Here is a 21,613-nt window from a genome sequence, read left to right as displayed (position 1 = left end):
GCAGTTCAGGGCACCTTTTCTGCTACCGGGCCGTCAGATCATCGAATTCCGCTGACTGTTCAGGGTTGGTTCCAGACGTACTTGCCGTTTTTCTGGGTGTAGTAGCCGGTGGTCAGGCCGCGGTCTTGGGCCCAGTAGTAGTCGGACGCGCCGAAGCCGCCGGGGCCGTCGGGGCGGAGGCCGTCGGGGTCGGACTTGGTGACCGGGTTGTTGTGGCCGTAGCTGTAGGCGTGCATCTGGGCGGGGTCGTCGTGGTCGATGATGGGGTCGACGGAGATGAAGGCGCCGAGGGTGGGGTCGTATTCGCGTGCGCCGAGGTGGGTGAGGCCGGTGGGGTCTTGGGTGCCGCCGACGAAACCGCGGGTTCCGAAGGCGGTGGACTGTCCTGACCTGAGCTGGCCGAAGGGGAGTTGTTTGCGGCGGGTGACGGCCTGACCGGTTGCTGCGGCCACTGCGGTGAGGGCGGTGCCTTGGTGGTCGCCGAGGAGGAAGGTGAAGCCGCTGGTGGGGGTGCGCATGGCGATGGCTTCGCCGCCGTGGGTGTAGTACCGGGTGGCGGTGGTGGTGCCGTCGGCGTTGAGTGCGAGTTCGTTGCCTTCGGGCAGGTAGAGGGTGGCGGTGTTGTTGGAGTTGCGGGCCAGGAGGCGGTTGCCTTCGGTGTCGTAGACGTAGTCGGTGGACTTGCCTGTCTCGGCGATGGTCTGGAGGTGGCCTTCGGGGTCCCAGGTGAGGGTCTGGTTCTTGCCGCCGGACTTGCGGGTCTTCATGTTGCCCGCTTGGTCGTAGGTGAAGGTGTCGGTGCCACCGCCGGTGGTGGTCACGGATGTGGTGGCGTGCGGCCGGTCGGCGCCGGGGGCCGGCTGGGTGTAGGCGCGGGTGGTGTCGGTGGCTTGCATGCCGCCGACGGCCTTGTGGTTGACCTCACTGGTGCGGTTGCCGATGGCGTCGTGGGTGAAGCTCTGCCAGTAGGCGTCCGGGCCGCCCACGGTGCTGGCCGAGGGGGTGGTGGTGGAGCACTGGCTCTTGGTGGTGGTGAATGCCTCGGTCAGCCGGCGCAGGGCGTCCATCTTGAAGCACTGGCGGTCGGTGGTGGCGGTGTCGTCCTGGCCGGAGACGGTCTTGATGGAGGTGATGCTGCCCGCCGCGTTGCGGTAGTAGCTGATGTCGTCGATGCGCTGCGGGGCGGTGTCGCGGTCGGTGGTGGTGCGGGTGAGGTCACCGGTGTGCTCGTCGTAGGCCTGGGTCTTGTAGACCTTCTTGCCGAGCAGGCCGTATTCGGTGCGTACCGGGCGGGCGTGCACGTCGTACTGGGTGGCGTTGGCCAGGATCATCTGCCCGGCGGTGGTCTTGTAGGGAAGGTCGCTGTCGGTGAAGACGGTGGTGACGCGCTCGGAGGTCAGCCCGCCGATCGCCGGGTTCATGGTCCATTCCCTCAGGCCGGTTTCGTCGTCGTAGCCGTAGGTCCAGGTGTAGGTGCCCTGGAGCTGGCCTGCCGCGGCCGGGATGGTGAGGGTGGTGGAAGTGGGCTGGTAGCGGTCGTTGTAGCCGCCGGCCTGGGTGGTGTACTCGGCGCCGCCTGCGTAGCGGGTGCTGCTGGTCACCAGCCCCTTGGCGAGGGTGTCGTAGGTCCACTTCGCCAGGGTCGTGGTGCCGTGCTTGGTCGCGGTCTTGCGGCCGAGTTTGTCGTACGTGGTGGCCAGCGTTGTGCCGCGGGCGTCGGTGACGGTGGCGGCGCGGCCGAGGTCGTCGTACGTGGTGGTGGACAGGCCCTTGTCCGGGTCGTCGGCTTTGATCCGCTGGCCGCGGTTGTCGAACGTGTACGTCCAGGTGTTGCCGGCCGGGTCGGTGACCGTGGTCGGCTCGTCGTACTTGCCGTAGCCGTAGGTCGTCTTCTGGGAGGCGGTGCGTTCGGTGTTGGTGTACTGGAGGAGTTCGGTGGTGCGGCCCCTGGCATCGGTGACCGTGGTCGTGGCGGTGCCGCCCTTCGGGGGTATCACCGTGATGCGGTCGCCGTCGTACTGGGTCGTGGTGCGCTTCTGCTCGTCGCCGTACTTCAGCGACTTCGCCACGGTGACTCGGCCCAGCCCGTCGTACTCGTTCTCGGTCGCGGCGGGGACCTGGTTGACCGCCGAGGCGGTGAACAGCGTCGAGGACGGGGCGACGGCGGCGTAGTACGGGTTGTACGCCTTCCAGGACCAGCCGCGGGTGTCGTAGTGGGTCTCGGTCACCACGGCGTGCTGGGTGCCGATGGCCGGTGCCTGGGTCTGCCGCTCGCGCAGCAGGCCGTCGTAGAGAGCGTAGGTGGTGCGGTGGTCGCCGTTGCTCTTGAGCGTCTTGGTGGTGACGGCGTTCGCCGCGGTCTTGGAGATCTTGTAGCTGTATTCCACCGACGGCTTTGCTTCGTTGCCGGTCTTGGGCCAGCCCGGCTGCCACACCTTCAGGGTGCGTCCGAGGCCGTCGTGGACGGCGTCGGTGCGCTTGTTGTTTGCGTCCACGGCCGCGGTGGCCGTGCCTCGCGTGGGGTCGTAGGTGGTCGTGGTCGTGTGTCCGAGCGCGTTCGTGACCTTCATCGAGGTGGGTGCCTCGATGGTCTCGGGGGTGTAGGCGGTCGTGGTGGTGTTGTTCAGCGCGTCGGTTTCGGTCAGCTCGCGGCCGTGCTGGTCGTAGGTGTGGGTGGCCGTGGTCAGGTAGCCGGTACCGGCCTCGTCCTGCTCCTCCAGCCGGGTCACGTCGCCCTTCGTCGGGGCTGCGGTGAGGCTGGTGGCACCGTCGTAGTAGCGGCGTTCGACCGAGACCAGGTCCCTGGGGAGGGACGGGGTGGTGCCGCAGGCCTTGGCGACCGTGGTGATCTCGGCGGTCAGGGTGAGGATGTTCTTCGCCGTGTTCTGGGCGTAGGCGGTGGTGGTGCACTCCTCGTCACCGGACGTGGCGGTGTCGCCGAGGTCGGATTCGGTCAGCGGCTGGCCCAGGTCGTCGAAGGTGCGGGTCTTCTGGGTGGTGCGCCAGCCCGCGCCGACCGCGGTGCGCGTCTTCTCCGACTTGCCGCCGGTGGCGTATGAGTACCGGGGCGGGAGTCCCTCGGCCCGGGTCTCGGTCACTGTCGCGGCCGACCGCCAGGGCTCGTAGCTGGTGGCGCTCTCCAAGGGGCCGCCGTCGCCGTTGTAGGTGGCCTCCTCGCGCGTCATGCCGGCGAACGCCTCGCGGTCGGTGATGCCGATGCCCTCGGAGTCCTTGACCTCGGCGCCGTCGATGCCGCGGAAGTAGCGGTATTCCTTCAGCGTTCGTGCGTCGGTGCCTGCACCGGTGCGGACCTGGAGGCGGCCGTAGCCCTTGCGGTCGCTGTAGGTGAGGTGCTTGGCCTTGGTGAACTCGTCGTCCTTGGACTTGGACCAGGCCATGCCGCCCAGATAGGTGTAGTCGGTCTGCTTGACCGGTGCGCCGCCGGTGTTGTCGCTCTCCAGCACCTGGGTGACCACGTAGCTGTGGAACCAGTCCAGATAGGGCTCGTAGTTGTCGCCCGGTGCGTCGGGCGGGGACCAGATGACCGGGTAGCAGCGCCGGGTGTTCGACGAGGGTGAGGGCACGTCACCGGCCGCGCAATCGGTCGGCGAGTAGGTGACGCCGATGGTTCCGCCGGTCTCGGTGTCGATGCCGTAGACGCGGTAGCGCCACATCGGCGGAACCGGGTCCGGTTCCCCACCGGTGGTCGCTCCCTCGACCCGGTTCGGCAGCGTCTGGCCTCGGAAGGTCACGGACGGCATGGAGACGTCACCGGTACCGGTATGGCCGGTGCGGGTGATCGACGCCAGCCACAGCGCCGGGTCCGTGCCATCCCCGGTGCTCGGGAACTGGTGCGTGAGCGTCCAGGTGTCGACCGGCTCGTAGGAGCCGCCGGTCAGGATCGAGGTGTCGATCCGGGTGAGCCGCTTGCGGGTCCAGAACGACGGCGAGTAGCGGTCCTTGCATTCCGTGCTGGGAGCGCAGTACTGGTCGAACGGCACGTCAGGCCAGTTCTTGGCATGGGTCGCGTCGAAGGTGCCGCAGTCTGTGAGGCAGCGTTCGGAGACGGTGAAGTCGATCTTGCCGGCGGCCTTCTTGCCGTACATCGTGCTGGAGCGCAGCCCGTACTCGATACGGGAGAGATATCCGCCTCGGTCGTAGGGAGTGGCAGTGGACGCGCCGGTGTCAGGGTTGACGTTACGGCCGTAGTGGTTGGCCTCCTTGGTCCAGTAGTACGCCATGGCATCCGAGTGCGTGTCCACGACGTAGTCGAGGTTCCATCGCCAGGCCTGCTGGCACCAGGAGTCCTTGAACGCGGCCGCGTGGCATTCCTCGCCGGAGTGGTTGCCGAACACCGGCACGGTCCAGGTGGAGTTCGTCTCCGGCTTGCCCTCGGCCCAGCCCGGCAGACGGTTGTATCCGAAGTAGTAGCGGGTCCCGTCCGGGGTGGTCACCCGCCAGTACTCACCGTTGTTGTCTCCGTTGCCGCGGCTGGAGCTGGTGAGCTTCTCCGCCTTGGTGCCGTCGTCGCTCTCCAGATGCCACTCGCCGGACTCGGTGTCCCGCACAAGGGTGTTGGACTGCCCACCCAGGTTCAGGACGGCGTTGTCCTTCTTCCAGCACAGGTCACCGACTTTGGCTGTGGTGTTGTTGCTGTCGGTCTTGTCATCCGTGCAGGAGATGTACTGGCGCTCGATGTAGCCCGGCTCCATCGACCAGCCGTCGCCGATCCAGTTCGCCTGGTTGTTCGTCGCAGCCGTACGCCCGTCCACCGACTGCGAGGAATAGCCCAGGCTCAGCTCGGGTGCCGTGCCGCCTGGCACCGCCGGGCTGTCGATCCCGTAGCTCCAGCTGAACCCGCCGCTGGATCCGCCTGCGGACCAGGAGGCCGACGGGGCAAGCGATGTCGCGCCGAAGTTGCCCGACGCGCCCGAAGCCGCGGCGGTCGCGGCCAGGAGCACCGTGCCGGATCTGACCGACATGCCGGTCGCGGATCGGGCGGCGGTCGGTGCCTTGGTCACCGGTGCCGATGACTCGGGCGCCTCGGTGCCGGCGGGCAGGGACACCGCGGCCGTCAGAGTTCCGGCCTCGGTGTCGTTGGTGGTCGTGAGTTCCGTGCCCTGGGTACAGCCCTTCGCCTTCGGTGTGGTCAGAGCGCACGACGGAAGCTGCCGAAGCGTCAGACGCGAGGCCCAGTCACCACCGTAGGCGTGCCGGAAACCCGAGTAGTCGACGTCGACCGAGACGGGACCCTTGGCTCCGTCCGTGGCACGGACGGCCAGAACAAGCCCCTCAGTACCCAGGGCGTCTGCTGTCTTGCGGTCAAGGACCTGCACCTGAGCCCGCTGCGGCCCGGTCGCCTTCTTGCCCTTGACGTCGGCGCGCCCCAGCTTGACCGGCAGCGAACCCGCCTCGACGGCTTTGCCGCTGGCCGGCACGGCCACCGCGGCTGTGCCGGGCGCAGGCCACGCCACCTTGGGGGCCTTCTTCCATGCGTTCTTCGCGGCATGGTTGGTCCGGGAAGCCTTCTTCGGCTTCACCTTCGATGTCGGCACCGGATCCGGCTTGTTCAACCCCAGCAGATCCAGCTCCGCCGCCGCAGCGACAGGACCACCGAGAAGTCCTGCCAGCAGGTAGACGGCCACAGCCAAGGCGACCGTCCTGAACGCACGCACGCGTCTGCGAGCCCACCAGCGGACTCGGGGCGTCGCTGAGGGCACACCGAACACAGATCCCCCCACGGGATATCCACAATTTTGAAGAACTTCGTGAGCCTAGCCCCGATCATTACTCTACGAAAGAGACGTTGATAAGTTTGTTACCTTTCAGTAGGCCCGTCCGTGCATACACCTCCCCGGTGAGCACACAAGGGAGGACGGGACGCTTGTCGAAATCGATACTTAGCGGCACCCCATCGGGCTTGACCTGTGCCAATGTGCAATTCAGCCCCGGAAAGCCCAACTCGACCAGCCCTGAAGAGTTTCCGGCTGAAGACCGGTCGCGAGGAATACCGCCCTCGTGATGCACGTGACCGCCGCCTCGCGTCAGCCATCGCTGATGGATGCGATAGAAACGTGGAGAACTTGCAAAGGGAGCACGATAAAGAATGTCCGTTACGGCGCAAGACATCCATATAGGCGCCGTTTCTCAGTAGCCACGGCAGCGGCGTTGGTGCTGGCACCGCTCGTTGTCGCACTGCCGGCAGCTGCGCAAGCGGCCGGGGTGCCTGCGTCCTCGGAGACCACATCGGGCACCGGGTCCGGTACGGACCAGGTGCAGCGACTGACCGACGCCGCCTCGGAGGAGGCCGTGGACACCGGCGAACGCGTGGAAGTCACGGCCCTGCGCACGGAGACGGCCGAGACCTACGCCAACCCGGACGGCTCGTTCACCACTGAGCAGTACGCACTTGCCCAACGGGTTCGCAAGAACGGCAAGCTGGTCGGCCTCGACACCAGCCTGGCCCGCAACACCGACGGCAGCTTCTCCGCCAAGGCCACCGAAGTAGGGGTGACGTTCTCCGGCGGAGGATCAGGACCGCTGGCCACGGTGGAGCGGGACGGGCGCAGCATGTCCTGGTCCTGGCCTGAACCGCTGCCGACACCCGAGATCGATGGCGACACCGCCCTGTACCGGGACGTGCTGGACGATGTGGACCTGAAGCTGAAGGCGGGTACGGCCGGATTCGGTCAGCTGCTGATCGTCCACAATGCCAAGGCGGCCGCGAACCCGGTCCTTTCGAAGATCAGGCTGCCTCTGTCCACCGACGGTCTCCACGTCGACGCCGACGAGCACGGCAACCTGCGCGCGGTCAACCCGGCCGGCCAGGAAGTCTTCACCGCCCCGACCCCGCTGATGTGGGACAGCACGAAGTCCCAGGCCTCGCCGAGCAGCGAGGTCACGGCTGGACCGCAGCGCCTCCTCAGGAGCCAGGCCACGCCCCCTCCGCCGCCCCCTGCCCACGAGTTCGAGGCGCCATACGGTGCGCAAGAGGCAGCCATGGGCGTCGATGTCACCGACACTCAACTCACCCTGACGCCGGACAGGGACGTCCTTGCCGGGCCCGACACTCAGTACCCGGTCTACATCGACCCGGCCGTCTCCGGTTCCCGGGAAGCCTGGACCATCGCCTACAGCAGCTCGCCGGGCACCGCCTACTACAACGGCAACGGCTGGGACGAGGGCGACGGCAACACCACCACCAAGTACGCCCGTGTCGGCAACCCCGGCGACGGTACCTCGCGGTCCTTCTTCCGGATGGACACCAACAACCTCTGGAACACCAACAAGGTGATCTCCAAGTCCACCTTCCGGATCAAGAACAGCTACTCCTACTCCTGCACCCACCGTGAGGTGCAGACCTGGCTGACAGGATCCATCAGCTCCTCCACCAGCTGGTCCAAGCAACCGACGTGGGCGACCAAGCTGGACCACGTCAGCGATGCCAAGGGCTGGAGCTCCACCTGCCCGGCGGGAAACCTCGCCTTCGACGTCACCGCCGGCGCCAAGCAGGCAGCGTCCGACAAGTGGAACAACATCACCCTCGGACTGCGTGCCGCCAGCGAAGGCGACAAGCTCGCCTACAAGCGGTTCGACGCCGGCACCGCGGTCCTGTCCACCGACTACAACACCATCCCCGACCCGCCAACCAGCCTCGACACCATTCCCAGCACCGGATGCCCCCAGATGGCGTCGTCCTACCCGGTCATCGGCAACACCGACGTCTACCTGACCGCCAGGGTCAAAGACGCGGAGGGCGGCACCGTCAAGGCACAGTTCCGGCTCTGGGGCAACAACAGCTACGCCGGCGGCGCCGAGATCTTCAACCAAGTCGTCTCCGTCACCTCCGGCACCGTCGCCAAGGTGAAGGTTCCCAAGACGACCCTGCAAGCCGCCCTCACCCAATCCGGCGGCGTCTTCGGCTGGAGAGCCCAGACCCTGGACTCCACCGACGCCTCACCTTGGGCTCCCGCGAGCACCTGCCGCTTCAAGTTCGACCCCAACCGCCCCAGCAGCCCGCCCGGTGTGACCTCCACCAAATTCCCCGACGGCAGCGACGGCTGGCCCAGCAACACCTCATCCGTACGCACCGAGGGAACCTTCAACTTCACCAACGGCGGCGTCCCCGACGTCACCAAGTACGAGTACTGGTCCGACACCGATGCCACTCGCCGCACCACCACCCCGGCCAGCCAGGGCGGCAGCGCCAGCGTGAAAATCACCCCTACGGCGGCCGGCGCCAACCAGCTGTACGTCAAGAGCTTGGACGCGGCAGGCAATTCCTCTGACACCGCCACCTACCTGTACTACGCCAACGGCCCCACCACCCCGGACAAGGCCGGCGACATCAACGGCGACGGCTACGCCGACATGTGGGCCATCGACTCCGGCGGCGACCTGCGACGCTTCTACGGAGCCGGAGACGGCACCATCGCCGAGAACTCCAAGACCGCCAGCGACTTCTCCTTCAACGACGTCAAGATCACCCACCGCGGAGACTGGACCAACGACGCCTACGAAGACCTCATCGCACTGCGCCACGACACCACGACCGACGCCCACCGGCTGTGGGTGCACCCGAACAACGGCCTCGGCTTCGCCTGCACCAGCTGCAACGACGGCACCCAGCGCCAGGAACTGACCGTCTACGACGACACCAACAACCACTGGAAGAACGGCGCCAAGCAGATCCTCGCCATCGGCGACGTCGACGGCGGTCTCGACATCGACGGCGACGGGACCGTAGGCCCCGACGACCTCCCCGGCTATCCCGACCTGCTCGTCAACGACGGCCAGTTCCTCTGGCTGTACTACGGCGCTCCGGACAACCGACTCGACTCCTACCGCGACCCCGTCCTTCTCGCCTCCGGCGACAGCATGAGCTCCCAGTCCGGCGGCACTCTGGACAAGATCACTCTGGCCGCGCCCGGCGACTTCACCGACGACGGCCACATCGACCTCGTCGCCCGCTTCGACGCCGGCGGCCTGTTCCTCTACGACAGCATCGACCCCGACGGCCCCAACGGCCCCGACCAGGTCACCCCCGACCACCGCATCCAGATCGGCTCCGGCTGGAACACCCTGCCCCTGCTCACCGCAGCCCCCGACGCCAACAACAACGGCAAATTCGACCTCTGGGCCACCGACACGACCGGCACCGTGCGCTTCTACGGCGACTACACCACCAGCGGCAGCAAACCCTGGACCACCGCCACCACGGGACTCGGCGACTACCAATCCATCAGCTGAAAAAAGCCGCCCGGAACGGCCACGTGGACAACGGCCGCCACCGGTTCACCACCGCCCGCCATTTGGCGGTGGTGAACCGCAGCCGAGCCGACATGACATCTGTAGCTTTGATCGTCGAACCGGGCCACGCTCGACACTCTCTGGACGGCGCCGCACTCCCGTCGGGCGCGAGCACGGTCACCGGCAGCCCGTCCCGCCAGGGCGTCACCGCCAACCCCGGCACCGATGTGGGCACCGTTCCTGTCGCGGTGTGGGGCCTCTCCGTCGCGTCGGCAAAGGATGGTTGACCGTGCAATCACGTGAGCGGCAGCGCGCGGCCCCGTCCTGGCGAAGCCCGACGAGGGTAGATGTAACCAACATCACTCTGGCGATTCACCTGTGGCAGGTGTGAACCAAGAGATTTTCCATCAGTCTGGTGACCCCCGCGACACGCTCCGTTAGCCGCGGGCCCGCAAGTGTGTTCACGAGTGGTTTCGCAAGGCTGCACATGTCGTTGGTGTCGATCAGTTCATCCACGGAGTCAAGGTGTCCTCGGCCTTATCTGTACGGCTGGCACAACCCCTGAGCCCCACGGCGGGTACATCCACCGCTGACATACCGGCCGCATTCTCCCCGGTGCCGTCATGAGTGGTCGCAAAAGCTCGGCTCTCGACCGGCATCCGGCCCGCGACGACACCCGGCTGCGGGCCGTGGTGGAGGACGCGACGATGGGGCGCTGGGAGGGCGCCCGGGAGCTGCTGAACTCCACCGGCGCGGACTGGGACCGGCGGATCTTCCGTCTCCAGGTGCTCGCCCGGGCAGGTGCCCGGCTGACGTTCGCGGACACCTGGGCCCAGGCGGAGCCGCGATCCGGGCACGCCCTCGCTCTGCTCGCCAACGTACGGGCGCTGCGGTCCATGGCCGACGGCCGGGGCCGTGGACGGGGCGACGCCCTGGAGGAGGCGTGGGCCACCTGCGACGCCGCGTCATCGGCGATACCGGACGACCCCGCGCCGTATGTCGTCATGATGGCGCTGGCGCGATTCCACTCGCCGCCAAGGGACCGCGAATGGCGCGTGACCGTGGGACAGTTGTGGACGCAGGTGAAGCAGCGCGACCCGTGGAACCGGGAGGCGCACCACGAGCTCCTCACCTATCTGTTCCCGTCCTGGCACGGCAGTGGGGGCGACATGTTCCACTGGGCGCAGGAGGAGTGCACCAAGGCGCCTTCCGGACTGCCATTGCACATCCTGCCACTGGTCGCGCTCGCGGAGTCGCACCGTCAGCGGCTGGAAGCGGACGACAACCGCTACAGGCTCGCCGTCCACCCCTGGACGGACAACCCGTCGACCTGGCACGCCTGGGAGAACTGGTGGGTCCGCCGGGACCCGCACCGTCCGCACGCCGCGTTCCACGAGGACGCCAACTACCTCGCACACGCTTTGTCGTTCGCGAGCCGGCACCAGGAGGCGGCCCAGGTCTTCGCCGCCATCGGGCCGTACGCCACCGACGTGCCCTGGAGCTACTGCGGGGACGCCGTCATGCTCTTCAACCGTCACCGCGCCTGGGCGGCGGAAGCCGCGGCGCCGTAGTCGACGACCGGGCCCGGGCCGGTCCGACCCGGGCTCGCTCTTCCCCGGTACCGGCATTTCCACTCGCCCCGGTTCGACCCGTCACACCCGCTTCGTGCGTCCCGCCTGCCCCATCCCCCCACCGCTCACCTCGATGAAAGAGGTCATTCGAATGCCCTTGGACATACCGAGCGTCACACCTTCGGAAGAAGAACGCCTCGCGGAACTCGGCATCACCCAGACCCTGGACCGCTCGATGTCCGGGCGGCAGAACTTCGCGGTCTCGTTCACCATCATCAGCATCCTGTCCGGCTGTCTGACCATGTACGGCTTCGGGATGAACACCGGCGGACCGGCGCTGATCATGTGGGGCTGGGTCATCGTCGGACTGATGACCCTGTTCGTCGGGCTGGCCATGGCCGAGGTCTGCTCCAGCTACCCGACCAGCGCCGGGCTCTACTTCTGGGCCCACAAGCTCGCCCCCCGGAAGTCGGCCCCGGCGTGGGCCTGGTTCACGGGCTGGTTCAACACCCTGGGGCAGGTGGCCGTCACCGCGGGCATCGACTTCGGCGCCGCGTCGTTCCTGAACGCGTATCTGAACCTCCAGTTCGGCTACGCCGCGACGCCACCGCACACCATCCTGCTCTTCGGCATCATCCTCGTGCTGCATGCCCTCGTGAACACGTTCCGGGTGCGGATCGTGGGCTTCTTCAACACGGTGAGCGTCTGGTGGCATCTGATCGGTGTGGTCGTGATCGTCGGTGCGCTGCTGTTCATCCCGGACCGCCATCAGTCCCCCACCTACGTGTTCACCGAGTTCGTCAACAACACCGGGTGGGGTTCGGCCGTGTACGTCGCCCTGATCGGTCTGCTGATGGCCCAGTACACCTTCACCGGTTACGACGCCTCCGCCCATATGACGGAGGAGACGAGGAACGCGTCCGTCGAAGGGCCGAAGGGGATCGTGCGCTCCATCCTCGTGTCCTGGGCGGCCGGACTGGTCCTGCTGTTCGGGCTGACCTTCGCCATCCAGTCGTACAGCGGCGCCCTCGACTCCGAGACCGGCGCGCCCCCGGCCCAGATCTTCCTGGACGCTCTCGGCGCGACCACCGGCAAGCTGATGCTGCTGGTCGTGATCGGTGCGCAGTTGTTCTGCGGTATGGCATCGGTGACCGCCAACAGCCGGATGATCTACGCCTTCTCGCGTGACGGCGCGCTGCCGTTCTCGTATGTCTGGCACAAGCTCCACCCGGGGACGCGCACTCCCACCAACGCGGTCTGGCTCGCCGCCGGCGGCGCCTTCGTCCTGGGCCTGCCCTACCTGGTCAACGTCACCGCGTACGCCGCCGTCACGTCCATCGCGACGATCGGCCTCTACATCGCCTACGTCATCCCGACGCTGCTGCGCCTGCGCCAGGGGGACTCGTTCCACCGCGGTCCATGGCACCTGGGCCGCTGGTCCAAGCCCGTCGGTGTGATCGCGGTTGTCTGGGTCGGCGTCATCACGGTGCTGTTCATGCTGCCCCAGGTCGCACCGGTGACGGGAGAGACCTTCAACTACGCGCCCGTCGCGGTCGGTGTGGTGCTCCTCTTCTCCGGCACCTGGTGGTTCACCTCGGCCAAGCGGTGGTTCCTGAATCCTGACCATCCGAAGCACACCGCTCCCACCGCACCCTCGGTGTCGGAGCGGGCGGTGCGCTAGCCGTTCCGTCCCGTGGCCCGTGTGCGACGAAGTGGTGCACCGCGGAGCCGCCGGAGTCTTCCTCCGGTGGCTCCGACGCCGTACAAGGCCTCGGTGATCACCGGGTCCTTCCGGAGCTGTTCACGGCTTGCACGTCAGTTTCATCTGTGCCGCCGCGTGATGCGCCCCCACCTTGGCCGCCTCGCCCCAGTCCCTTCCGCGGTCGATGAGTTGCACGGCGAATTCGGTGCCGCCCTTCACCTCGTAGCTGCCGACGGGCACCAGGCTGCCGCGGTGGGCGGTCTGGCGCACGCCGAAGCCGGTGTAGCCGGAGCCGGTGTCATCGGGATCGGCGAGCACGCGGTAGAACGTCGGGTCGCCGGCGACTTCCGTGGCACGACTGGTGCCGGGCACGTACACCGCGAGCGAGCAGCGCGTGTACTCCCGGTCGAGCCTCCAACTCCACACCGCTGACGAGGTCGCGTCCCGAGTCTCGCTGCCGGACATGGGCACGGACGAGAAGCGTCCGTCACAGGAGTCGTCGTCCTGACCTCCGGACCCCACGGTGTACCAGGCGGCAGTGCCGTTCTCGAAGCGCCCGATCTCGCGGTAGGCGCCGGTGGTGCAACCCGGCCCCGCCCATTGCGCGAAGCCGTCGGCGGTACCGGACGGATCGGGGAGCGCCGTGGGGCCGAGGCGGGTCGGGAGGCCGCGGTCCGCGATGTCGTCCTCACTGGCCTGCGCACCCGCGCCGCCTTTGCCGCCCTCGCTGTCGTCATATGATCCTGTGAGCAGGACCGCCGACGTCACCAGGCAGCCGACGAGCGCCACGGCAGCCGCGGCGAGCAATCCCTTGCGGAGGCGATTCGCCGGCAGCGGCGCCGCGGTGTCCCCGCCCACCCCACGCTCGGCGTCGTGGTCGCCGGGACCGCCACTCTCCACGGCGCCGGCCCAACGCGCCCATTCCCGGTCGAGGTCAGGGCCGGGGTCGGTGCCCTCGCCACCACCCTCACCGCTGCCCTCGTCATGGCCGTCATGGCCGTCACGGTGGTCACGGTGGCCACAGCCGTTGTCGTCGTCGCCGCTCAGCGCCACCCCGAAACCGCACTCGGGACACGTCGTACCCGGCAGCGCTCCATACCGGTCGCTGCCACATCTCTCGCACGCCATGGGAGCTCACTATGCATGAACCGGACGTACCGCGGCGGACAAATCATCCCAGCTCGAACGACCCCGTACTCGGGGAAAACACATGGTCACAGGCGGTAGATGATTGATCTGGCAGCGGAGTGTTCGACCTTGCCCCTGGGGCAGGGACCACTGTGCTCGCACCGGGCGGACACGGTGCACACAACCGAGGGGACGCGCCGCCCGGTGACGGAGGATGAGGACCGTGCACGACGACGACCTGAATCACGCCCCGGACAACCCCCCGGACGGCGAGCCACTGCTGACGATCGGTGCCTTCGCGCACCGCGCCCGGCTGTCGCCCAAGGCGCTGCGTCTCTACGACCGCCTCGGGCTGCTCGACCCCGCCCGGGTGGACGAGGCCACCGGCTACCGCTGGTACCGCGCCGACCAGGTGGAGCGCGCCCGGCTTGTCGCCCTGCTGCGGCAACTCGACATGCCGCTCGCGTTGATCGGCGACGTGGTCGGACTGCCCGGGACCGACGCCGCGCAGGCGGTGGCCGATCACTGGGCGGAAGTCGACGCGCGCAGGGCCCGGCAGGCCGCTCTCGCGGCCCACCTCCGTGACCGGCTATCGGGCAGGAGGCCCACGATGTTCGAGATCAAGACATGTGACATACCGGAGCAGACCGTGCTCGCCGAACGCAGGCATCTGGTCGCCGACGAACTCCCGCGCTGGATCCCGGCGGCCGTCGATCGGCTGATCCGGGCGGCGGCGGAGTGCGGCGGCGTCGCGGGGATTCCGTTCGTGGTCTACCACGCCGAGGTGACCCCTGACAGCGACGGCCCGGCGGAGGCCTGTGTTCCGGTCGCCGACGCGCGAGCGGCTGAGAAGTGGATGGCGGCGAACAGCCGCGGCGGCGTGGCGGTGCGGGTGGAGCCCGCACAGCGGCTCGCCTACACCCGGATCACCAAGGCACAGGTCGCGCACCCGCAGATCCTCTCCGCCTTCGACGCGGTCGAGGACCACATCGCGCGCGAAGGCCTGACCGTCGCCGGGCCCTGCCGCGAGGTGTACTTCGCAGAGGACTGGGACGCGGCTTCGCCCACGGACGAGGTGTGCGACATCGCCTTCCCCGTGAGCTCCCGGCGGCGCTGACCCCGAGGGCCCGTGGACCCGTTCGGGTTCGGGTCCTGTCCCGGGCGCCAGGACCAGGTCCGGTCCGCCGGGTTCTGCCTCCGTCCGGGCCTGTTCCTGCTCGCTCGCGCCTGTTCGTGCCGGCTCGGGGCCTATTCGGCGTCGCGCCAGGGCGTCAGCTCTTCGGGACACGGCGTCCCGCGCGGCACCTGATACGGGGCGGCGAGCCGGTACACACCGGGCCGGGGGGCGATGAGTTCGGTCCACTCGTCGCCCTCCGCGTCCTCCTCCGCCGGTGCCAGGCAGCCCGCCACGTTCACGAAGACACGCGCCCCCGGCCCCTCCGCCCCCGTCTGCCGTGGCTGCTCGACGCCGCGGCCTTGCGCGTCGACCAGGCCGAGCCAGGGCGAGTAGGGGACCCGGATCAGCACCCGGCCCGCCGATCGGACGCGTAGCGTCAGTTCACCCGCCGCCGCCCGGTCCACCGTCGCCGGTGGGTCGGCCAGCGGCTTCGGCTCCCGCACCGCGAAGAGCTGCCAGTTCGCGTCGGACCAGACCGGCCGGAGGTAGGGCTGCCCGCGCTGGACCAGCTCCGCCTCCTGGCTGCCGCCGGCATCGGGGGCGTCCTTGGGCAGCACGACGAAACGCACCGCCCAGCGGTCCAGCCACGCGCGGTAGTTGTCGGCGTCAAGCGTGTCGTCGTAGAAGAGCGGGTTGCGCTCCATGTCGGCCTGGCGGTTCCAGCCGCGGGCGAGGTTGACGTACGGCGCGAGCGCCGACGCCTCCCGGTGGCTCCTGGCCGGGACCACCTCGACCCGCCCCTTGTCAGCGCCGGCTTGCTGGAGCTGGTTGACCAGCGGGGCGAGTTCACGCGCCCACGAGGCGTCCGGGGCGGTGCGCACGATGTCCACGACGCTGTTGGTGGCGATCCAGGCGTTGAACCCGGCGAAGACCAGCAGCACCGCGTACCACTTGCGGCCGCGCCGACCACCTGTTCGACCACCCCGGTCGTGCGCGTACGGCAGCGCGGCGAGCAGCACCACCCCGGCGAACAGCATCGCGAACCGCGAGACGTTCGAACCGACCTGGGAGTCGACCAGGAAGGTGAGGAGCGTGCCCGCCGCATACACCGCGGCCGCGGTGCGGACCGTACGCCACTGCTTCGGTACGAGCAGTGCGACCAGTACCCCGAAGAGGAACGGCAGCGAAGCCGACGCCACCGACATCGGCTGGGTGCCCGAGAAGGGGAACAGCCACGCCGAGAGACCCACCACCGCCACCGGGGCCAGACCCAGTGCGTACGCGGCGGGGCGCCGCTTGTTGAGGAACAGCGCGGCGGCGACCACCCCGAGGAACAGCCCGGCGACCGGACTCGACGCGGTCGCCAGCCCCGCGAGTGATGCGGCGGCCACGGCTTTGGCCCAGCGGTTCCGGCGACGGCGGCAGGGCCGGCCGAACACCACGGCGACGGCGCAGAGCGCGAACAGCGTGCCCAGGCCGAAGGTGACCCGCCCGGACAACGCGTTACACAGGAAGGCGAAGACGGCGGCGAGCGCGCAGGGCAGCGGATTGCGGACGGCACGCACACGGATGAGGATCAGCGCGGTCAGGGTCGCCGACAGTGTCCCGGCGACCATCATCGTGGTGCGCACGCCGAGGGCGGACATCAGATAGGGGGACACCACGCTGTAGGACACCGGGTGCATTCCGCCGTACCAGGCGAGGTTGTACGCGGAGTCGGGGTGCCTGCCCACGAACTCGGCCCAGGCATCCTGGGCCGCGAGGTCCCCGCCGCTGTTCGCGAAGACGAGGAACCACACGACGTGCAGCACGAAGGCGCTGAGGGTCGCCGCCACCACCGGGTGCGCGAGCAGACGCCAGGAGCGGCCGTCGGCATACTCCGACGGCGCCGCTGTCGGCTCGGCAGTGGTCACTTCGCTGCTCCCGGTCCGTCCCAACGGCCCTGGTGCGGGAGTCGTCCTCCCGTACCAGAGCCGTGGGCGCGTCGTCGGTTCGATCCTCGGCTCGGTCCTGGGCTCAGCCGACGCGGGTCAACTTCTCCCCCGCGCCCGGCTCGATCAGGTCCGACTGCAGCGCGACCGGCACCTTCACCTGGCTGGCCCCCTCGCCGACGGTCAGTGTGCCGACGGCCGTGCCCGCCTTCGCCGCGTGCGGCAGCGTCTTGCCGCCGTCCGTCAACTTCAGTTTGACGGTGAGGCCGGACCAGCCCACGGCCGTCACGTCCTCGGTGGCGACGACCGGGACCGAACCGCCGAGACCGTCCTGGACCGATCCGACGACCTGGCCCTTCTTGACGATGGTCGCGTTCTTCAGCGCGTCCTGGGTGGCGAGCATGATCTCCTTGCTCGCATTGATCGCCGTGCCGAGGATCGGCACACCATACTGCGCGAGCACGGCGCCGACGATCAGCTGGTCCGTGTCACCGACCATCTTGTGGGCGGCGAAGAGCAGGTTGCCGCCCGCCTTGGTGGTGCTGCCGGTCTTGATGCCGAGCGAGTCGTCGTACGGGACCAGATCGTTGTAGTTCCGCCACTCCCTGCCGGTGTGGTCCTTCCACTTGGGCAGTTTGGTGATATCCATCAGCGCCGGGATCTCCACCAGCTTCAGGCCCAGCTTGACCTGGTCCTCGGCGGTGCTGACCGTCGTCGCCTGCAGACCGGAGGGGTCCGTGTAGGTCGTGTCGGCCATGCCGAGTTCCTTGGCTGCCGCGTTCATCTTCTCGACGAACGCCGCCTCGGAGCCGGAGTCCCAGCGGGCGAGCTGACGTGCGATGTTGTTCGCAGACGGGATCATGATGGCCGACAGCGCGTCCCTCAGGCTGATCTTGTCGCCTTCCTTGACGGTGTTGAGCGTCGACTCGTTGTCCGTCTTGTCGAGCTGGCCCTCCTGCTCACCCTTGGCGTCGATCTCGATCATCGGACCGTCCTCGCCGCGCTTGAGCGGGTGGTCCTTGAGGATCACATACGCCGTCATCGCCTTGGTCACGCTCGCGATGGGCACCGGTTCCTGCTCCCCGTACGTGCCGAGCGAGCCGAGCCCGGCCGCCGACATGGCCGCCTGACCCTCGCTGGGCCAAGGGAGCTGGGGGGCCGAGCCCTCGAAGGTGTAGGTCGGATTCGCGGTCAGCGAGAGCGTCGGGTTCGGGAGCGGGCGCACCATCTGCACGATCGCGAAGATGATCAGCAGCAGTACGGCCAGCGGTGTCCAGATCCGAACCCTTCGCAGCGCGGTGCGCAGCGGAGTCTGCGGGGGTGGCGGTGTGTTCGTCAGCTCGGCGAGCAGGTCGAGCGGAGGCTTCGGCGGCAGGGGCTGCTGCTTGGTCCGCTCGGGCTCGGTGAGGGACGCGGGGATCTGGGCAGGCGAAGCGGGCGGGGCAGTCGCCGTGGCTGCCGACGAGGGCGCCGAAGCCGATGAGGCCGGCGAATCGTCACGGCGCAGCGGCACGAACCTACTGGTCCGCTCGCTCGCGGGCTCCGCATCGGGCGTGGAACCGGATTCCGGCTTGGCAGCGGGATTCGTGATCTTGAGCGCGGTGGTGGGCTGGTCCGCGGTCCGCCGGGTGGGCACCTTGAACACAGCGGTCGGCTGATCGACCGGCCTGTCGGTGTCGCCGCTCTCGGCGGCCGCTGTCGGAGCCGACGCCTCCTGAGGGTCGTCCTCGGTCTCGGCGTCTTCCACGGCCTCCGCGGCCTGTGCCTCGTCCGTGGCGGCCTCGGCGTCCGCATCGGGGGCTTCCGCGCCCGCGGCGAGGTCAGCGGAATCCACGGACTCGCCGTCCGCCTCCGCCTCCTTGTCCTCGACCTCGACCTCGACCTCGACCTCGTCCTCGGAACCGTCGGCGCCCTCCACGGCCTCGGCGTCGTCAGCGCCTTCGGAGCCGGCGGGGTCGGTGGACTCGCCGGGCTCGCCGTCCGTCTCCGCACCATCGGAACCATCGGCGTCCTCGGCAGCAGGTTCCTCCGCGGCCTCGGCTTCCGCCGCCGACACCCAGGAGGCCACGGCCTTCCGCAGCCGCGCGTCGTCACCCTCGTCCCCGCTGTCACTGCCGGAGGCGCCCGCATCCGCGGCAGGAAGCCCGTCGGGCTCATCGGCGCCTTCGGATGTCTCGGATTCCCGGGACTCCGTGGACTTTTCGGGCTCATCCGACATATCGGCACGCTCGGCGGATGCCGGGGTATCGGACGCCGACTCCGCGCCGTCCTCGCCGTCGGCGTCACCCTCGCCCTCGACGTCAGGCGTCGAGGGAACCCTGAACACCGCCGTCTCCTGATCGCTACGCCCCTCCGCCCGCGACGGAACCCCCGCCGCACGGATCATGGCAAGCCTCGGATCACGTTCGCCCGAAACCGTCTCCCCCGACGACTTCCGCTGCTCCGACCTGTCAGGGGACTCGCCCGCCACCGTGCCTCCTCCATGCCTGCTCGCCGCGCTGCGACGCTTGTCCGAACCATCTACCAGTGTCCCGTGTGACCAGTTGGCCCCCGTGCTAGACGAGAACGACATACCTACTGGTTCCAACACGAAGCACCCAGGCACTCTCGACAGACCAATGTGAGAGGCGTCACCCTGTCATTCATCCACGCGGGGAGGCATGGATGGGCAAGAGCCGCAGAACAATTCCGGAGGAGCTTCTGCTGCTCGCTCTGGACCCGGCCACGGGTACCACAGCGCAGCCGCAGTCGCTCGACCTAGGCCTGGCCGGAGCACAGCTAGTGGAGCTGGCCCTGGCAGGACGGATAGCCCCTGACGGGGATCGTATCGCCGTGGTGATGCCACGGCCGACAGGAGATCCGACATTGGACTCCGCACTGGAGCTGCTGCGCAGGCGTGGCAGTCCGGTCCGGGCCGTCCACTGGATCGGCGGACCCCGGTTGGGACTCCGCCAGACGTACCTCTCACATCTGGAGCGCTGCGGCATGGTGCATGCCGTGGAGGGTCAGATGTGCGGGGTACTGCCGACGACTCGCTACCAGGCGACGGACACGACCATCAGCCGGGAGATCAGGGCCCGGCTGGACAGCGCGATCCGGACCGGCGTACCACCGGACCCGCGCACCGCAGCGCTCGCCGCACTGGCGCACGCGGTCGGCCTCGGCAAGCACCTGTACCCGGGGAACGAGGGGCGTTCGTCGCGCTCCCGGCTCCGGGACCTGATCAGGCACGACCCCATGGGCGGACTGGTGGCGCACGCCGTCATGGACGTCCAGAGCGGTGTGGCCGCACAGCCACGCCGTGGCGCCGCCGGGGGCAGCCGTCAACCGGCCGCCACGGTGCCGTCCCGCCGGGGAGGCATGGCCCGAGCCGCCGTGCACTGACCTCGCAGCCGAGGCATCGCCACAGCAGCGCACCACCACGCGCTCAACCACCGCATCACGCTCAACCACCGCATCACGCTCAACCACCGCATCACGCTCAACCACCGCATCACGCTCAACCACCGCATCACGCTCAACCACCGCATCACGCTCAACCACCGCATCACGCTCAACCACCGCATCACGCACCAGCACCGCATCACGCACCAGCACGACACGGCGCATCACGACACGGCGCGGCACATCCGAACCGCCGCACCACCGAACCGCCGCACCACCGGACCACGTCGGCATCACGCGCACAGGACCCGGTTCGGGAGCCGCAGTGGACGCGCGGAGCAGTCATGGCGACTGCCCCGCGCGTTCGCATTGCCACGGGGTCGCCATTGTCGTCATTCTCCAGCGCGGCCGGCGGAATCGGTGGCAGTCTGCTGAGAGCTGGATACGCACAGCAACGCATGACAACGTACAGCAGTATCAGCAGCCGGAGGTGCAGTTCTCGTGGCGTCCAATATCAACCCCACTGTCAGGCGGCGCCGCTTGGGCCAGGAGCTGCGCCGGCTCCGCGAGCAAAGGGGGATGACTGCGGAGGAGGTGGCGGACCGCCTGCTCGTCTCGCAGTCGAAGATCAGCCGCCTGGAGAACGGTCGGCGCTCCATCAGTCAACGCGACGTTCGCGACCTGTGCGGGGTGTACGAAGTCGAGGATCAGCGAATGGTCGATTCACTCATGCAGATGGCCAAGGACTCCCGCCAGCAGGGCTGGTGGCACGCCTTCGGCGACATCCCGTACAGCGTCTACATCGGCCTGGAGACCGACGCTGCCTCACTGCGCGTCTACGAGCCGCAGGTCGTACCAGGGCTGCTCCAGAGCCGGCAGTACGCGGAGGCCCTTATCCGCGGCGCACTGCCGGAGTCGCCGGTGAGTGACGTCGAGAAGCGGGTCCAGGTCAGGATGCGGCGGCAGGAGCGCATCACGGCGCCCGAGAGCCCGCTGCGACTGTGGGCCGTCGTGGACGAGTCGGCGCTGCGCCGGGTGGTGGGCAACGAACAGGTGATGCGGGACCAACTGGAGTACCTGGTGGAGCAGTCGCATCTGCCGCACGTCACGGTGCAGGTGCTGCCGTTCAGCATGGGCGCCCATCCGGGGATCACGGGACATTACGCCGTGCTGGAATTCCCGGACGCCGCTGATTCGAGCGTGGTCTACATCGAGGGTGTCACCAGCGACCTGTACCTCGAAAAGGCGAACGACGTACACAAGTACACGATGATGTACGAGCACTTGCGCGCGCAGGCGCTGAATGTCGAGCAGAGCCGGGACTTCATCTCGGACGCCGCCAAGAGGTACGCCAGATGACACCCGGAAGAGGGCACCCGCCGCTGCGGTGAGTCGGCGGGGGCGGGCACCGTACACGGTGGATGCCGTTCCCCGTAAGGGCATCCACGAATATGCCATCCGGTCGGGTGACGGGCCGTTCTCAGCCCCCGAGCCCCGCCAGTAACGTCCTGATCACGCCGTCAAGCAGCGC

11 protein-coding genes are annotated in these 21,613 nt (G+C 68.4%); 7 read left to right on the top strand and 4 right to left on the bottom strand.

Annotation, left to right across the window (positions count from 1 at the left end):
- Positions 1 to 59: 59 nt before the first annotated feature.
- The gene (locus tag V1460_RS04060; RefSeq protein ID WP_338677882.1) at positions 60 to 5,645 is read right to left on the bottom strand and encodes an RHS repeat-associated core domain-containing protein; all 5,586 of its coding nucleotides are present in this window, start codon (positions 5,643 to 5,645) and stop codon (positions 60 to 62) included.
- A 577-nt stretch (positions 5,646 to 6,222) separates the two neighbouring features.
- Between V1460_RS04060 and V1460_RS04055 the strand changes: the two genes are divergently transcribed.
- The 4 genes from V1460_RS04055 (at position 6,223) to V1460_RS04040 (ending at position 12,501) form a co-directional block, all read left to right on the top strand.
- Positions 6,223 to 9,249, top strand: coding sequence for a VCBS repeat-containing protein (locus V1460_RS04055; RefSeq protein ID WP_338672177.1), 3,027 nt, complete (start codon positions 6,223 to 6,225; stop codon positions 9,247 to 9,249).
- A gap of 92 nt (positions 9,250 to 9,341) precedes the next feature.
- Positions 9,342 to 9,536: a hypothetical protein gene (locus tag V1460_RS04050; RefSeq protein ID WP_338672176.1), complete on the top strand. Its 195-nt coding sequence runs from the start codon at positions 9,342 to 9,344 to the stop codon at positions 9,534 to 9,536.
- Positions 9,537 to 9,872: 336 nt separating this feature from the next.
- Entirely contained in the window at positions 9,873 to 10,820 is a 948-nt protein-coding gene (locus V1460_RS04045; RefSeq protein ID WP_338672175.1) for a hypothetical protein, read from the top strand.
- Between the two features lie 151 nt (positions 10,821 to 10,971).
- Positions 10,972 to 12,501: an amino acid permease gene (locus V1460_RS04040; protein ID WP_338672174.1), complete on the top strand. Its 1,530-nt coding sequence runs from the start codon at positions 10,972 to 10,974 to the stop codon at positions 12,499 to 12,501.
- Between the two features lie 120 nt (positions 12,502 to 12,621).
- Here the strand turns inward: V1460_RS04040 and V1460_RS04035 are convergent, their stop codons facing one another.
- A complete protein-coding gene (locus tag V1460_RS04035; protein WP_338672172.1) occupies positions 12,622 to 13,650 on the bottom strand; it encodes an adhesin in 1,029 nt (342 codons plus the stop codon).
- A 223-nt stretch (positions 13,651 to 13,873) separates the two neighbouring features.
- Between V1460_RS04035 and V1460_RS04030 the strand changes: the two genes are divergently transcribed.
- Complete coding sequence (locus tag V1460_RS04030; protein ID WP_338672171.1) at positions 13,874 to 14,767, top strand: MerR family transcriptional regulator; 894 nt, start codon at positions 13,874 to 13,876, stop codon at positions 14,765 to 14,767.
- Between the two features lie 131 nt (positions 14,768 to 14,898).
- Here V1460_RS04030 and V1460_RS04025 read toward each other — a convergent pair whose 3' ends face one another.
- Together V1460_RS04025 and V1460_RS04020 are read right to left on the bottom strand one after the other, a co-directional pair.
- Positions 14,899 to 16,620, bottom strand: a complete 1,722-nt coding sequence (locus V1460_RS04025; RefSeq protein WP_407077591.1) for an MFS transporter — start codon at positions 16,618 to 16,620, stop codon at positions 14,899 to 14,901.
- 163 nt (positions 16,621 to 16,783) lie between these two features.
- Positions 16,784 to 19,024: a hypothetical protein gene (locus V1460_RS04020; RefSeq protein ID WP_338672168.1), complete on the bottom strand. Its 2,241-nt coding sequence runs from the start codon at positions 19,022 to 19,024 to the stop codon at positions 16,784 to 16,786.
- A 338-nt stretch (positions 19,025 to 19,362) separates the two neighbouring features.
- On the opposite strand from V1460_RS04020, the gene V1460_RS04015 reads away from it, so the two are divergent.
- On the top strand, positions 19,363 to 20,082 hold the full coding sequence (locus V1460_RS04015) for a GPP34 family phosphoprotein (protein ID WP_338672167.1): 720 nt from the start codon (positions 19,363 to 19,365) through the stop codon (positions 20,080 to 20,082).
- 501 nt (positions 20,083 to 20,583) lie between these two features.
- Positions 20,584 to 21,441, top strand: coding sequence for a helix-turn-helix transcriptional regulator (locus V1460_RS04010; RefSeq protein WP_338672166.1), 858 nt, complete (start codon positions 20,584 to 20,586; stop codon positions 21,439 to 21,441).
- Positions 21,442 to 21,613 lie beyond the last annotated feature (172 nt).

The organism is Streptomyces sp. SCSIO 30461 (assembly GCF_037023745.1).
In the GTDB taxonomy this organism is placed as follows: Bacteria; Actinomycetota; Actinomycetes; order Streptomycetales; family Streptomycetaceae; genus Streptomyces.
Note: the sequence above shows the minus strand (reverse complement) of the source record. Positions and strands in the feature narration are given on the sequence as shown.